The organism is Agrobacterium sp. CFBP 3001, from assembly GCF_027871605.1.
GTDB classification, from domain to species: Bacteria; Pseudomonadota; Alphaproteobacteria; order Rhizobiales; family Rhizobiaceae; genus Agrobacterium; species Agrobacterium leguminum.
This window is the reverse complement of the sequence record NZ_JAQAHD010000011.1, coordinates 111,420-127,431: the sequence shown is the minus strand read 5'-3', so window position 1 is coordinate 127,431 and position 16,012 is coordinate 111,420. Positions and strand designations below refer to the sequence as shown.

Here is a 16,012-nt window from a genome sequence, read left to right as displayed (position 1 = left end):
GATTTTCCGAAAACCGCATGACACTTTTCGGTCCGATGCTTTATTGAAAGTTCAATACCATGACCCTCACTGGATGGTTTCAGATTCTGCTTTTTTGCGGGATCATTTTTGCGCTGGTGAAGCCGCTCGGCTTCTATATGGCGCGTGTCTTTAATGGCGAGCGCACCCTGCTGTCGCCGGTTCTCGCACCCGTCGAGCGCGGCCTTTATGCCCTTGCCGGGACAAGCGAACGTGAGGAGCAGCACTGGACGACCTATGCGTTCTCCATGCTTCTCTTCAACCTGCTTGGTTTTGCCCTGCTTTATGCCCTGATGCGCTTTCAGGCGGTGCTGCCCTATAATCCGCAGGCAATGGCGGCCGTGGGACCGGAATTGTCCTTCAATACGGCGGTCAGCTTCGTCACCAACACCAACTGGCAGAATTATGGCGGCGAAAGCACCCTGTCCTATCTGACCCAGATGGCGGGTCTCACCGTGCAGAACTTCGTCTCCGCCGCAACAGGCATGGCCATCGCCATCGGCCTGATCCGCGCATTTTCCCGCGCTTCCGGCAAGGCGATCGGCAATTTCTGGGTGGATATGGTTCGCTCGACCCTCTACGTGCTTTTACCCCTCTGCATCGTGCTGACCCTCGTTTACGTCTGGCTCGGCGTGCCGCAGACGCTCGGCGCCTATGTGAATGCGCAGACGCTGGAAGGCGCGCAGCAGACGATTGCCGTCGGCCCCGTCGCGTCACAGCTGGCAATCAAGATGCTGGGCACCAATGGCGGCGGTTTCTTCAACGCCAATTCGGCGCATCCCTTCGAGAACCCGGATGCCATTTCCAACATGATCCAGATGGTGTCGATCTTCGCCATTGGCGCCGCCTTTACCAACGTCTTCGGCCGCATGGTCGGTAACCAGCGCCAGGGTTGGGCGATCCTCGCCGCCATGGGCGTGCTGTTCATCGCCGGCGTCGCCGTCACCTATTGGGCGGAAGCGGCCGGAAACCCGCTGATGCACAGCTTCGGTCTTGCCGGCGGCAATATGGAGGGCAAGGAGGTCCGTTTCGGCGTGGCGCTCTCGTCGCTCTTTGCGGTCATCACCACCGCCGCCTCCTGCGGCGCGGTCAATGCCATGCATGGCAGCTTCACGGCGCTGGGTGGTCTTATCCCACTCATTAACATGCAGCTGGGCGAGGTGATCGTCGGCGGTGTCGGCGCGGGTTTTTACGGCATTCTGCTCTTCATCGTCATCGCCATCTTTGTGGCGGGGCTGATGGTCGGGCGCACGCCGGAATATCTCGGCAAGAAGATCGAGGCCAAGGAAATGAAGATGGCGGTTCTGGCCATTCTCTGCCTCCCGCTCGCCATGCTCGTCTTCACGGCAACGGCCACCGTGCTGCCCTCGGCGGTCGCATCGATCGGCACCGCGGGGCCGCACGGCTTCTCCGAAATCCTCTATGCCTATACCTCGGCGGCCGCCAATAACGGCTCCGCCTTCGGCGGCCTCACAGGCAACACCACCTGGTACAACATCACGCTTGGCTTTGGCATGCTGATGGGCCGTTTTCTGGTCATCATTCCGGCACTCGCCATTGCCGGTTCGCTGGTCACCAAGAAGACCGTTCCGGCCTCGGCTGGCACCTTCCCGACGGATGGCCCGCTTTTCGTCGGCCTGCTTGTCGGCACGATCCTGATTGTCGGCGGCCTTACCTTCCTGCCTGCACTGGCGCTCGGCCCCGTTGCCGAACATCTGGTGATGGCGGCAGGCCAGCTCTTCTGAGGTGACACCATGAACGACAAGTCCCGAAATAACTGCATCGTCTCCGCTCGCAAAGGTGCTCCCGTCAAAGGCAGCGCCACGCCCGGCGGCTGGTGCGCTTCCAATCTCATTCTCGCGATGATGGCGACTCTCGTCGCCGCCGTTGTCGCTCTCGAAGTTATCACGGGCTGATCGACCTTTATCGGTCGCCCCGTTTCAAACGCTGGAGCCTCTTCATGAGCCAGTCCAAACAAGCGAGCATCCTCGATTCTCGCATTCTCGTGCCGGCCATTGCCGCCGCATTCAAAAAGCTCAACCCACGCACGCTGGCGCGCAACCCGGTCATGTTCGTGGTCGCGACGGTGTCAGTGCTGACAACGGTGCTGTTCATCCGCGACCTCATCATGGGCGGCACCAATCTTGGTTTCTCCTTCCAGATCAATCTCTGGCTCTGGTTCACCGTATTGTTCGCCAATTTCGCGGAAGCCGTCGCCGAAGGGCGCGGCAAGGCCCAGGCGGATTCGCTGCGCCGGACCCGCACCGAAACCCAGGCGAAACTGCTCACCGGCGATGATCGCAGCCAGTATAAGATGGTGGCGGGCACCAGCCTGAAAGTGAACGATGTCGTTCTCGTCGAGGCGGGCGATATCATTCCCTCCGACGGCGAAGTCATCGAAGGTGTCGCCTCCGTCAACGAGGCGGCAATCACCGGCGAATCCGCCCCCGTCATCCGCGAATCCGGCGGCGACCGCTCGGCCGTGACGGGCGGCACGCAGGTGCTGTCGGACTGGATCAGGGTTCGCATCACCGCCGCTGCCGGCTCCACCTTCCTCGACCGGATGATTTCGCTGGTCGAAGGCGCTGAACGCCAGAAGACGCCGAACGAGATCGCGCTCAACATTCTGCTCGCGGGCATGACGCTGATCTTCGTGCTGGCTACGGCGACCATTCCGAGCTTCGCGGCCTATGCCGGCGGTTCGATCCCGATCATCGTGCTGGTGGCGCTGTTCGTGACGCTCATCCCGACTACCATCGGCGCGCTTCTGTCCGCCATCGGCATTGCCGGCATGGACAGACTGGTTCGTTTCAACGTGCTGGCCATGTCCGGCCGCGCCGTCGAGGCTGCCGGCGATGTCGATACGCTGCTGCTCGACAAGACCGGCACCATCACCCTCGGCAACCGGCAGGCGACCGAGTTTCGTCCCGTTGCCGGCGTTTCCGAGCAGGAACTGGCCGATGCGGCGCAGCTTGCCTCCCTGGCCGACGAAACGCCGGAAGGCCGTTCCATCGTGGTTCTCGCCAAGGAAAAATACGGCATCCGCGCCCGCGACATGCAGAAACTGCACGCGAATTTCGTACCATTCACCGCCCAGACCCGCATGAGCGGTGTCGATTTCGAAGGTTCCTCCATTCGCAAGGGTGCTGTCGACGCCGTTCTAGCCTACGTTAACGGTGGCGCTCCGCAACAGGGCAATGTGGCGCTTGCCGTCAAAACCGAAACGGACGCCGCACGCGGCATCCGGACAATTGCGGAAGAGATCGCCAAGACCGGCGGCACGCCGCTCGCCGTCGTGCGCGATGGCAAGCTGCTCGGCGTCGTGCAGCTGAAGGACATCGTCAAGGGCGGCATTCGCGAGCGTTTCGCAGAGCTTCGCCGCATGGGCATCCGCACGGTGATGATCACCGGCGACAACCCGATGACGGCGGCAGCGATTGCGGCCGAAGCCGGCGTCGATGATTTCCTTGCCCAGGCGACACCGGAAAACAAGCTGGAGCTTATCCGCGAGGAACAGGCCAAGGGCAAGCTTGTCGCCATGTGCGGCGATGGCACCAACGACGCGCCGGCGCTGGCGCAGGCCGATGTCGGCGTTGCCATGAACACCGGCACGGTGGCGGCACGCGAGGCGGGCAATATGGTCGATCTCGACAGCGATCCGACCAAGCTCATAGAGATCGTGGAAATCGGCAAGCAATTGCTGATGACGCGCGGCGCGCTGACGACGTTCTCCATCGCCAACGATATCGCCAAATATTTCGCCATCATCCCGGCAATGTTCCTGGTGCTCTATCCGCAGCTTGGCGTTCTGAACGTGATGGGGCTTTCGACACCGCAGAGCGCAATCCTGTCGGCCATCATCTTCAACGCGCTCATCATCATCGCGCTCATCCCGCTCTCGCTGAAGGGCGTCAAATATCGGCCGATCGGCGCGGGTGCGCTGCTGTCGCGCAATCTGGTCATCTATGGCCTCGGCGGCATCATCGTTCCTTTCATCGGCATCAAGGTCATCGACCTCGCCGTCACGGCGCTCGGTCTCGCCTGAGGAGTAAAGACAATGTTCAAACAGCTTCGTCCCGCACTGGTGCTCATCCTCGCCACCACCGCCATCACCGGCCTTGCCTATCCTCTGGGCATGACGGGTCTCGCGCAGGCGATCTTCCCTTTTCAGGCCAATGGCAGCCTCATCGAAAAGAATGGTGCTGTTGCAGGTTCGCAATTGATCGGGCAGGCCTTTGCCAGTGAGAAATATTTCCATGGCAGGCCATCGGCTGCCGGCGATGGTTACAATGCCGCTTCGTCGTCCGGATCCAATCTCGGTCCGACGAGCGCCAAGCTCATCGACCGGGTGAAACAGGATTACGAGGCCGCAAAAGCCGAAAATCCGGCGGCCGAGGTTCCGGCAGATCTGGTGACGGCCTCGGGCAGCGGCCTTGATCCGCATGTTTCGCCGGAGGCTGCTTATTTTCAGGTTCCCCGTGTCGCCAAAGCAAGGGGCATGGATGAGGCATCCCTGCGTGCCATCGTCGAGCGCCATGTCGAAGGACCGGAACTCGGATTCATGGGAGAGCCGGTCGTGAATGTGCTGGCGCTCAACATGGCTCTTGACGCAGCCGGCTCATGAACTGAAATGGCTATGGCTTGTTCGCAAGCCATAGCCTCGACCACTGGTGGGTTAAATGCCTGACGACAATCGCGATATGCCGAGCCGACCGTCGCCCGATGCGCTGCTGGAAAACGCCCGGCGCGAGACGCGTGGCCGGCTGAAGATATTTTTAGGGGCGGCACCGGGCGTCGGCAAGACCTATGAAATGCTGATGTCCGGCCGAGCGAAGCTGGCGGATGGGGTGGATGCCGTCATCGGCGTCGTGGAAACCCATGGCCGCCGGGAAACCGAAACGCTGGTGCAGGGTTTCGAGATCATCGCGCGCCGGCGTATCGATTATCGCGGTCAGGTGCTGGAAGAGATGGATCTCGATGCCATTCTCGCCCGTCGTCCCGCCTTGGTTCTGGTCGATGAACTGGCCCACACCAATGCCGCCGGCAGCCGCCACCCCAAGCGCTACATGGACGTTCAGGAAATTCTGGCGCAGGGTATCGACGTCTATACGACGCTGAACATCCAGCATGTCGAAAGCCTGAACGACGTCGTTGCGCAGATCACCCGCATCCGTGTCCGCGAAACGGTGCCCGACAGCATTATCGACCGGGCCGACGATGTCGAAATCATCGATATTACGCCAGACGATCTGATCAAGCGGCTGCAGGATGGCAAGGTTTACCTGCCCCGCACCGCCCGGCGCGCCATCGAGAATTATTTCTCGCGCGGCAATCTGACGGCGTTGCGAGAGCTTGCGCTGCGGCGCACCGCGCAACGGGTGGATGAGCAATTGCTCAACCACATGCAGTCCCATGCCATTTCCGGCCCATGGGCGGCGGGCGACAGGGTGCTGGTTTGCCTGGACCACGGCGGCAACGGTCCGGGGCTGGTGCGTTATGCCCGCCGGCAGGCGGATCGCCTGCGGGCGCCCTGGACGGCGCTGCATCTCGATACGCCGCGTTCGCAGCAATTGTCGGAGGCGGAGAAGGACCGGCTGGCCGGCACGATGCGGCTTGCCCAGCAGCTTGGCGGCGAGACGGTGACCCTGCCGGCGCTCGATCTGACGCGGGAGATCATCTCCTACGCCAACGCCAATAATTTCACCCACATCATCATCGGCCGCCCGCGAAAATCCTGGTGGCAGCGGATTTTTCAGCGCTCGCTGACGCATGATCTGATCGACCATGCGGGCGATATCAGCGTTCACGTCATTTCCGGCGACAAAAAAGAAGAGAAGCTGGGCCAGACCGCAAAGCCAGCCTCGGCGCAATCGCATGGTTCCATACGGCCTTATCTTAACAGCACCCTGTTCGTCGGCCTCGCGATCGTGGCCGGCATCGTGCTCGACCAGACGCTCGATGTTCGAAATCTGGCGCTGGTGTTCCTGATGGCGGTTCTGGCCGCCGCCGTGCGCGGCGGGCTGGGGCCAGCGCTTTATGCTTCCCTGCTCGGCGCTTTTGCATTCAATTTTTTCTTCCTTGAGCCGCGTTACACCCTGACCGTTCGCGATCCGGAAAGTGTCGTGGCGCTGCTGTTTTATCTCGGTGTGGCGCTTGTCGCGTCCAATCTTACCGCGGCCGTGCAACGGCAGGCTGCCGCCGCGCGGGCAAGGGCGCGAACGACGGAAGATTTATATCTGTTCTCGAAGAAGCTTTCGGTGACGGGAACGCTGGACGATGTGCTGTGGGCGGCCGCTTTCCAGATGGCCTCGATGCTGAAGGTGCGGATCGTTCTGCTTTTACCTGAAAATAATACGATCACGGTCAAGGCGGGATATCCGCCGGACGATACGCTGGTGGATGCCGATATTGCCGCCGCGCAATGGGCCTGGGAACATAACAAGGCGGCGGGCAGGGGCGCGGATACCCTTCCCGGCGCCAAACGGCTTTATCTGCCCCTGCGCACCGGCAGCGGCGCCGTCGGCGTGGTGGGGCTGGACGATGACCGGCTCGGCCCGCTTCTGACGCCCGAACAGCAGCGACTGTTCGATGCCCTGGCCGATCAGGCAGCACTTGCCATCGAGCGAATCCAGCTCGTCTCGGATGTCGACCGGGCAAGGCTTGCGGCGGAAACCGACCGGCTGCGCACCGCGCTGCTGACATCCATTTCCCATGATCTCAAGACGCCGCTTGCGGCCATTCTGGGCTCGGCGGGAACGTTGAAGGATTTCGCCGACGACATCCCGCCGGATGCGCGCGCCGAACTGCTTTCGACGATCATCGAGGAATCCGAGCGGCTGAACCGGTTCATCTCCAATCTTCTTGATATGACGCGGATCGGGTCGGGAGCGATGGAGCCAAATTACGGTCTGCATTTCGTGGGCGATATGGTCGGAACCGCACTTTCGCGCGCAGCGAAAATCGTCGTCAGGCATGAGATCGTTCTGGATATTCCCTCCGACCTGCCGATGCTGAAGGTCGACCCCGTTCTTTTCGAACAGGTTCTGTTCAATCTCATCGACAATGCCGCCAAATACGCTCCCGAACATACCGCTATCGAGATTCGCGGCTGGCGGCAGGGCAAAAATATCTTCCTCTCCGTGGCCGATGCGGGGCCGGGTATTCCGCCCGACGATACGGAGAGAGTGTTTGACAGTTTTTACCGGGTGCGCAAGGCGGATCATGTGCAGGCCGGAACGGGCCTGGGGCTATCCATCTGCAAGGGGTTTATCGAGGCCATGGGCGGTTCGATCCGCGCGGAAAACAGGTCGGGCCGCACCGGTGCGCAGTTTACCGTCAGTCTGCCGGTTCCCGCCGATGCGCCGGTGATAGACCATGATTAAGGCGCGATTGCCGGCGATAAGCAGCTATGCCGCTGAGGGAGATCGAGAATGACCAATTCCGCCGTTCGTATTCTGATCGTCGACGACGAACCGCCGATCCGCAAGCTTTTGCGTGTCGGGCTGTCGACCCAAGAATATGCGGTGAGCGAGGCGATGAATGCGAAGGTCGCCATGCAGCTGGTCAGTGAGGACAAGCCCGATCTCGTCGTTCTCGATCTCGGCCTGCCGGATATGTCGGGTCATGATCTTCTGGCGAAATGGCGCGGCGAAGGGCTGGCGCTGCCGGTCATCATCCTCTCCAGCCGCACGGATGAGGCGGGCATCGTCAGGGCGCTGGAACTGGGGGCGGATGACTATATCACCAAGCCTTTCGGCATGAACGAACTCGTCGCCCGCATCCGCGTCGCCCTGCGCCATCGTCTGCAAAGCCAGGGGGAGAGGCCGGTGTTCCAGACCGGAGATCTTTCCGTCGATCTGGTCCGGCGCATCGTCAAGGTGGAGGATCGGGAAGTGAAGCTCTCGCCCAAGGAGTATGACATCCTGCGGGTTCTGGTGCAGCATGCCGGCAAGGTGCTGACGCACCGTTTTCTGCTGGAGCATGTATGGGACGAACTGACCGACGTGCAATATTTGCGGGTCTATGTGCGCCAGCTTCGCCAGAAGATCGAAAAAATCCCGGATCAGCCGCGCTATATTCTGACGGAAACCGGGGTCGGTTACCGGCTGCAGGAGGTATGAGGGCGCCGCAAGGCGACGCCCTCCGATAGTTTAAACGGCAGCGCAGATCGACAGGAATTCGTCGACATCGGCCTCGGTTGTCGCAAAGCTGGTGACCATACGGATCAGCACTTCGTCCTTGCCGACCTTTTCCGGCATGTCGCGCGGCTCCAGCCAGCCATAGAACTTCGCACCCTTTGCCGTGGCGGCTTCTGCGGCAGCCTTCGGCAGAATGGCGAAAACTTCATTGGCCTGGGTCGGCCAAGCGAGGCGGGCGCTGTTCAGCGAGCCGAAGCCGGCGCGCAGCCGGTTGGCCATGGCATTGGCATGGCTTGCGAGACCGAGCCACAGGTCGTCCTGCAAATAGGCCTCGAACTGCGCGGCGATGAAACGCGATTTCGAGAAAAGTTGAGCGGTGCGCTTGCGCAGGAAGGAGAAATCCCGGGCGAGCGAAGGATCGAAAAACACGATTGCTTCCGCACACCAGCAGCCATTTTTCGTGCCGCCGAAAGACAGCACGTCGACGCCGCGTTTCCAGGTCATTTCGGCGGGCGTGGTGCCGAGGGCGGCCAGCGCATTGGCGAAACGCGCGCCATCCATATGCAGCGGCAGGCCGTTGGCTTTTGCGATTTTGGCGATGGTGTCGATTTCATCGAGGGTGTAGACGGTGCCGGCCTCGGTCGCCTGCGTCACGGTGATGGCTGCGGCGCGACCGTGATGCACGGCATCCTGCGGATAACGCGCAATGCGCTCGATGAGGTTCTCCGGCAGCATCTTGCCGTTCGGTCCCTCGACGGCGACCATGCGCATGCCGGAAAAGAAATCCGGCGCGCCGCACTCGTCCTCGATCACATGCGCTTCGGAGTGACAGAAGGTCAGGCCGCCGGCGCGGGCGATGCTGGCCAGCGAAAGCGAATTGGCAGCCGTGCCGGTGGCGACGAAAAACACCGCGACCTCGCGCTCGAAAATCTCGTTGAAGCGCTTTTCGATGGAGAGATCGAGTTCGCTGGTGCCGTAGGCGGCGGCAAAGCGCGTGGATTCCCGCGAAAGCCGTTCGTTGACGGCAGGGTGGGCGCCGGCCCAATTGTCTGAAGCAAAAAACATCTCTGAAGGCTTTCCGATGGCTGGGGTTCTGGTTTGGGAATGCGTGGCGCGATGAACGGCAAAGTTCTATGGCCTAAGATTGCGATTGGCAAATCCGGCAATGAAAGCAATGGCTCCGCGGGTCTTGCGATAAGAAAGTTTCGCGCAATAGGTCAGTATCGAAACTTCGCTGCAAAATGGGGCTTTCACTAATTGGATTCGCACCCTTGCTAAATTCGCCTGTTTCTGCCAAAATCCTCTTGAATTGAGACAGCTTTGCTGTCCTAAATTTGGTCGAGCCGGATTGAATGCGGATTTTGCGGGAAGCGAAAATTCGTGGTCGAGCCGGATCTTCGCATGAAACCATGCAAGTAATTTTGCAGGAGGGACAAAAATGACGAACAAGCCGCAGGCGGAAATCGCCGCCGCCACCCTGACCACAGACTGTCCCACCGCGGCTGCGGCCGCACCCGTTTCTGCGAAAGCGCGTTTCGCGGGCGGTTTGCCGGAAAGGCAGGGTCTTTACGATCCGGCCAATGAACATGATGCCTGCGGCGTCGGCTTCGTTGCCCATATGAAGGGCGCCAAGTCGCACCAGATCGTCAAGGACGGCCTGTTCATCCTTGAAAACCTGACGCATCGCGGCGCCGTCGGCGCAGATCCGCTGATGGGCGATGGTGCTGGCATTCTCGTGCAGATTCCCGACCGCTTCTTCCGCGAGGAAATGGCCGCGCAGGGCGTTACCCTGCCGAAGGCCGGCGAATATGCCGTCGGCCACATCTTTATGCCGCGCGATCCTTCCCGCATCGAGCACTACAAGAAGGTCATCGTCGACGTCATCGGCGAAGAGGGGCAGCAGTTCCTTGGCTTCCGCGATGTGCCGGTCGACAATTCCTCGCTCTCCAAGGCGCCGGATATCGCAGCGACCGAACCGCACCACGTGCAGGTCTTCATCGGCGCCGGCCGCGATGCCGCGAGCAATGCCGATTTCGAGCGCAAGCTGTTCCTGATCCGCAAGGTACTGTCCAACCGCATCTATGACGAAGGCGGCGGCAAGGAAACGCAGGATTTCTATCCCGTTTCGCTGTCGTCTTCGACCATCGTCTACAAGGGCATGTTCCTCGCCTATCAGGTGGGCGCCTATTACAAGGATCTGGCCGATCCGCGCTTCGAATCCGCCGTCGCCCTCGTGCATCAGCGTTTTTCCACCAACACCTTCCCGTCCTGGAAGCTGGCGCACCCCTACCGCATGGTTGCCCATAACGGCGAAATCAACACGCTGCGCGGCAACGTCAACTGGATGGCGGCGCGTCAGGCGTCGGTTTCCTCCGTGCTGTTCGGCGACGATATCTCCAAGCTCTGGCCGATCTCCTATGAGGGCCAGTCGGATACCGCCTGCTTCGACAACGCGCTCGAATTCCTCGTGCGCGGCGGCTACTCCATGGCCCATGCCGTGATGATGCTGATCCCGGAGGCCTGGGCCGGCAACCAGTCCATGTCGGCCGAACGCAAGGCGTTCTACGAATATCACGCAGCGCTGATGGAGCCGTGGGACGGCCCGGCCGCCGTCGCCTTCACCGATGGCAAGCAGATCGGCGCAACGCTCGACCGCAACGGCCTGCGCCCCGCGCGTTACCTTGTCACCGATGACGACCGTATCATCATGGCGTCGGAAGCAGGCACGCTGCCGGTGCCGGAAGAGCGCATCGTCAAGAAGTGGCGCTTGCAGCCCGGCAAGATGCTGCTGATCGACATGGAAAAGGGCTCCATCGTTTCCGACGAGGAAGTCAAGCACGAGCTTGCCGCCAAGCACCCCTATCGCACCTGGCTCGACCGCACGCAGCTCATCCTCGAAGAGCTGAAGCCGGTTGAACCGCGCGCGCTGCGCCGCGACGTGTCGCTGCTCGACCGCCAGCAGGCCTTCGGCTACACCAGCGAAGATACCAAGCTCCTGATGTCGCCGATGGCGACGACCGGTCAGGAAGCCATTGGTTCCATGGGCACCGATACGCCGATTTCGGCCATGTCGGAAAAGTCGAAGCTGCTCTACACCTATTTCAAGCAGAACTTCGCGCAGGTCACCAACCCGCCGATCGATCCGATCCGCGAAGAGCTTGTCATGAGCCTCGTGTCCTTCATCGGTCCGCGCCCGAACATTCTCGACCATGAAGGTGCCGCCCGCGCCAAGCGTCTGGAAGTGCGCCAGCCGATCCTGACCAATGGCGATCTGGAAAAAATCCGCTCCATCGGCCACACGGAAGACCGTTTCGACACCAAGACGCTCGACTTCACCTACGATGTGGAGCGCGGTGCCGAAGGCATGCCTGAAATGCTCGACCGCCTGTGCGAGCGTGCGGAATCGGCCGTTCGCGGCGGTTACAACATCATCGTTCTTTCCGACCGCCAGCTCGGTCCGGACCGCATCGCGATCCCCGCCCTTCTGGCGACGGCCGCCGTGCACCATCACCTGATCCGCAAGGGTCTGCGCACCTCGGTCGGCCTCGTCGTCGAAACCGGTGAACCGCGCGAAATCCACCATTTCTGTCTGTTGGCCGGTTATGGTGCCGAGGCGATCAACCCTTATCTCGCCTTCGACACGCTGCTCGACATGCACAAGCACGGCGCCTTCCCGAAGGAAGTCTCCGACGATGAAGTGGTCTATCGCTACATCAAGGCGGTCGGTAAGGGCATCCTCAAGGTCATGTCCAAGATGGGCATTTCCACCTACCAGTCCTATTGCGGCGCGCAGATTTTCGACGCCATCGGCCTTTCCTCGGAATTCGTCGAGAAGTATTTCTTCGGCACCGCCACCTCCATCGAAGGTGTCGGCCTGACAGAGATTGCCGAAGAAACCGTGGCACGCCACACGGCGGCCTTTGGCAAGGACCCGATCCTCGCCAACACGCTCGATATTGGCGGCGAATACGCCTATCGCATGCGCGGCGAAAGCCATGCCTGGACGCCGGATGCCGTCGCCTCGCTGCAGCACGCCGTGCGTGGCAACAGCCAGGATCGCTACCGCGAATTCGCCGGCATGGTGAATGAGACGGCGCTGCGCATGAACACCATTCGCGGCCTGTTCAAGGTTAAGTCGGCGGAAGCGCTCGGCCGCAAGCCGGTTTCCATTGATGAGGTCGAGCCGGCAGCCGATATCGTCAAGCGGTTCTCCACTGGCGCCATGTCCTTCGGCTCGATCAGCCGCGAGGCGCATACCACGCTTGCGATTGCCATGAACCGCATCGGCGGCAAGTCCAACACGGGTGAGGGCGGCGAAGAATCCGACCGTTACATGCCGCTGTTGAACGGTAAGCCGAACCCGGAACGCTCCGCCATCAAGCAGATCGCTTCCGGACGCTTCGGCGTGACGACCGAATATCTCGTCAATGCCGATATGCTGCAGATCAAGGTGGCGCAGGGTGCCAAGCCCGGCGAAGGCGGCCAGCTGCCCGGCCATAAGGTGGATGCGACCGTTGCCAAAACCCGTCACTCCACCCCGGGCGTCGGCCTCATTTCGCCGCCGCCGCATCATGACATCTATTCCATCGAAGATCTGGCCCAGCTGATCTACGACCTGAAGAACGTCAACCCGGAAGCGGATGTTTCGGTGAAGCTGGTGTCGGAAGTCGGCGTCGGCACGGTTGCGGCCGGTGTCGCCAAGGCGCGCGCCGACCATATCACCGTTGCCGGTTTCGATGGCGGCACGGGCGCTTCGCCGCTCACCTCGCTGAAGCACGCCGGTTCCCCATGGGAAATCGGTCTTGCCGAAACCCAGCAGACGCTGGTGCTGAACGGTCTTCGCTCGCGCGTTGCCCTGCAGGTGGATGGCGGTCTGAAGACCGGCCGCGACGTCATCATCGGCGCGCTGCTCGGTGCGGATGAATTCGGCTTTGCCACCGCGCCGCTGATCGCGGCCGGCTGCATCATGATGCGCAAGTGCCATCTCAACACCTGCCCTGTCGGCGTTGCCACGCAGGACCCGGTTCTGCGCAAGCGCTTCAAGGGCACGCCGGAACACGTCATCAACTATTTCTTCTTCGTGGCCGAAGAAGTGCGCGAAATCCTCGCTTCGCTTGGCGTTACCAGGCTGGACGAGATCATCGGCGCTTCCGAGCTGCTGGAGAAGGATGAGATGCTGGCGCACTGGAAGGCCAAGGGGCTGGATTTCAGCCGCATCTTCCACAAGGTCGAAGCTCCGAAGGAAGCGACCTTCTGGACCGAGCGCCAGAAGCATCCGATCGATGACATTCTCGACCGCAAGCTGATCGAGAAGTCCCTGCCGTCGCTCGAAAACCGCGAGCCCGTGGTCTTCGAAGTGCCGATCAAGAACGTCGACCGTTCCGCCGGCGCCATGCTGTCGGGTGCGCTTGCCAAGCGCTGGGGTCACAAGGGCCTGAAAGACGACACGATCCACGTCACCCTCAAGGGAACGGCGGGCCAGTCCTTCGGCGCTTTCCTCGCACGCGGCATCACCTTCGATCTGGTGGGTGACGGCAACGACTATGTCGGCAAGGGTCTGTCGGGTGGCCGCATCATCGTGCGTCCGCCGGAAAACACCCGTATCGTCGCGGAAAAATCGATCATCGTCGGTAATACCGTTCTTTACGGTGCGATCACCGGCGAGTGTTATTTCCGTGGCGTGGCTGGCGAGCGTTTCGCGGTGCGTAACTCCGGCGCGGTCGCGGTTGTCGAAGGTGTCGGCGACCACGGTTGCGAATATATGACCGGCGGCATCGTCGTCGTTCTCGGTGAAACGGGCCGTAACTTCGCGGCCGGCATGTCCGGCGGCGTGGCCTATGTTCTCGACGAGAAGGGCGATTTCGCCACCCGCTGCAACATGGCCATGGTCGAGCTGGAGCCGGTTCCGGAAGAGGACGACATGCTGGAGAAGCTGCACCATCACGGCGGCGACCTCATGCACAAGGGACGCGTGGACGTTTCCGAGGACATGACGCGCCACGACGAGGAGCGCCTCTACCAGCTGATCTCCAACCACTTCCATTACACGAACTCGTCGCGCGCCAAGGATATACTCGACCGCTGGAGCGAGTTCCGTCCGAAATTCCGCAAGGTCATGCCGGTCGAATACCGCCGTGCGCTTGAGGAAATGGAGCGCATGCGCATGGGCGTGGCGGCGGAGTAATCCGCCGCGTGAGAATTACACCAACTGGTCTCGCTGATGATCGCGGTCGCCGTTCCCACGGCGATCATCTGGACGAGCGGCGAGACCGGATTTGAGTTCATCGTGCTGGGGGCGGCTTTTGGTTTCGCTTACTGGTACTGGGGCCCGACAGGTGCTCCGCTTTGATGTGAGGACATAAACGTGGGCAAGGTTACAGGTTTTCTGGAGATCGACCGGCAGGTGGGCAAGTATCAGCCCGCATCGGATCGTATCCGCCATTTCCGCGAATTCACCATTCCGATGTCGGATGCCGAGGTGCAGAAGCAGGCGGCGCGCTGCATGGATTGCGGCATTCCCTATTGTCACGGCCCGACCGGCTGTCCCGTGCATAACCAGATCCCCGACTGGAACGATCTGGTCTATAACAACAATTGGGAAGAGGCGATCCGCAACCTCCACTCCACCAACAACTTCCCGGAATTTACCGGCCGCGTCTGTCCCGCGCCTTGTGAGGAGGCTTGCACGCTGAATCTCGAGGATGCGCCGGTCGCCATCAAGACCGTCGAGCAGGCGATTGCCGACAAGGCCTATGAGTTGGGCTTTATCGTGCCGAAGCCGGCGACGATCCACACCGGCAAGAAGGTTGCCATCATCGGTTCCGGTCCTTCGGGCATGGCGGCTGCGCAGCAGCTCGGCCGCGCCGGCCACGAGGTTCATGTCTATGAGCGCGAATCCAAGCCCGGCGGCCTGCTGCGATACGGTATTCCCGACTTCAAGATGGAGAAGAACTTCATCGACCGCCGCGTCGAGCAGATCAAGGGTGAAGGCGTCACCTTCCATTGCGGCGTCAATGTCGGCGTCGACGTGACGGTCGAGGCGCTTCTCGCCGACCACGATGCCGTGCTTTATTGCGGCGGTTCGGAAACCCCGCGCCCGGCCGGTATCGGTGGCGCTGATCTGCATGGCGTCTACGATGCCATGCCCTATCTCGTGCAGCAGAACCGCCGCGTTGGTCGCGAAAATATCGACAGCGTCGGCTGGCCGGCCGATCCGATTCTTGCCGGCGGCAAGCATGTCGTCGTTGTCGGCGGCGGCGATACCGCATCCGACTGCGTCGGTACGGCTTTCCGTCAGGGTGCGGTGAAGGTCACGCAGCTCGACATCCGCCCGATGCCGCCGGAAAAGGAAGACAAGCTGGCGGTCTGGCCCTTCTGGGCAACCAAGATGCGCACCTCGTCCTCGCAGGCCGAAGGCGCCATCCGCGAGTTCCAGGTGGCGACGCTCGAATTCGTCGGCGAAGACGGCGTGTTGACCGGCGTGAAGTGCTGCCAGGTGGATGACCGCCGCAAGCCGATTGCCGGCACGGAATTCATCATCAAGGCCGATCTCGCCTTCATCGCCATCGGCTTTTCCGGTCCCTTCACGGACAGCGTGCTGAAGGAAATGGAAGGCAAGCTGACGCTCAACACCGACCGTCGCGGCTCCACCAACGTGATCGCCAACGAAACGGACTACAAAACCTCGGTCGACAAGCTGTGGGCGGCGGGCGACGTACGCCGTGGCCAATCACTGGTGGTCTGGGCGATCCGCGAAGGCCGCCAGGCGGCGCGCGCGATCGATGAAGCGCTGATGGGTGCGACCGTTCTGCCGCGCTGAACTGGCGAAATCGATAAGAAGCGGAAGGGCCTGTTGC

Annotated in this window: 10 protein-coding genes; 9 read left to right on the top strand and 1 reads right to left on the bottom strand. The window is 61.4% G+C overall.

The window, feature by feature from the left end:
* Positions 1 to 59: 59 nt before the first annotated feature.
* From kdpA to PH605_RS15470, 6 genes are read left to right on the top strand one after another with little or no spacing between them, the layout of a single operon-like run.
* On the top strand, positions 60 to 1,763 hold the full coding sequence (gene kdpA, locus PH605_RS15495; RefSeq protein ID WP_142845366.1) for a potassium-transporting ATPase subunit KdpA: 1,704 nt from the start codon (positions 60 to 62) through the stop codon (positions 1,761 to 1,763).
* Between the two features lie 9 nt (positions 1,764 to 1,772).
* Positions 1,773 to 1,934 carry a hypothetical protein gene (locus PH605_RS15490; protein ID WP_162856846.1) on the top strand — a complete coding sequence of 54 codons (162 nt, stop codon included), beginning with the start codon at positions 1,773 to 1,775 and terminating at the stop codon, positions 1,932 to 1,934.
* Positions 1,935 to 1,978: 44 nt separating this feature from the next.
* Complete coding sequence (kdpB, locus tag PH605_RS15485) at positions 1,979 to 4,063, top strand: potassium-transporting ATPase subunit KdpB (RefSeq protein ID WP_142845365.1); 2,085 nt, start codon at positions 1,979 to 1,981, stop codon at positions 4,061 to 4,063.
* A gap of 12 nt (positions 4,064 to 4,075) precedes the next feature.
* On the top strand, positions 4,076 to 4,642 hold the full coding sequence (gene kdpC, locus PH605_RS15480; RefSeq protein ID WP_142845364.1) for a potassium-transporting ATPase subunit KdpC: 567 nt from the start codon (positions 4,076 to 4,078) through the stop codon (positions 4,640 to 4,642).
* Between the two features lie 55 nt (positions 4,643 to 4,697).
* Positions 4,698 to 7,400 (top strand): sensor histidine kinase, encoded by a 2,703-nt coding sequence (locus PH605_RS15475; protein ID WP_142845363.1) that lies wholly within the window; start codon positions 4,698 to 4,700, stop codon positions 7,398 to 7,400.
* Between the two features lie 48 nt (positions 7,401 to 7,448).
* Positions 7,449 to 8,138 carry a response regulator transcription factor gene (locus PH605_RS15470; protein ID WP_078052059.1) on the top strand — a complete coding sequence of 230 codons (690 nt, stop codon included), beginning with the start codon at positions 7,449 to 7,451 and terminating at the stop codon, positions 8,136 to 8,138.
* A gap of 30 nt (positions 8,139 to 8,168) precedes the next feature.
* Here the strand turns inward: PH605_RS15470 and PH605_RS15465 are convergent, their stop codons facing one another.
* Positions 8,169 to 9,221 (bottom strand): threonine aldolase family protein, encoded by a 1,053-nt coding sequence (locus tag PH605_RS15465; protein WP_142845362.1) that lies wholly within the window; start codon positions 9,219 to 9,221, stop codon positions 8,169 to 8,171.
* Between the two features lie 373 nt (positions 9,222 to 9,594).
* On the opposite strand from PH605_RS15465, the gene gltB reads away from it, so the two are divergent.
* Genes gltB through PH605_RS15450 form a run of 3 tightly spaced genes read left to right on the top strand, consistent with a single transcriptional unit; the run spans position 9,595 to position 15,975 of the window.
* Positions 9,595 to 14,340: a glutamate synthase large subunit gene (gene gltB, locus PH605_RS15460; protein ID WP_142845361.1), complete on the top strand. Its 4,746-nt coding sequence runs from the start codon at positions 9,595 to 9,597 to the stop codon at positions 14,338 to 14,340.
* 36 nt (positions 14,341 to 14,376) lie between these two features.
* Entirely contained in the window at positions 14,377 to 14,505 is a 129-nt protein-coding gene (locus PH605_RS15455) for a hypothetical protein (protein ID WP_271040152.1), read from the top strand.
* A gap of 15 nt (positions 14,506 to 14,520) precedes the next feature.
* Positions 14,521 to 15,975, top strand: coding sequence for a glutamate synthase subunit beta (locus PH605_RS15450; RefSeq protein ID WP_065656528.1), 1,455 nt, complete (start codon positions 14,521 to 14,523; stop codon positions 15,973 to 15,975).
* Positions 15,976 to 16,012 lie beyond the last annotated feature (37 nt).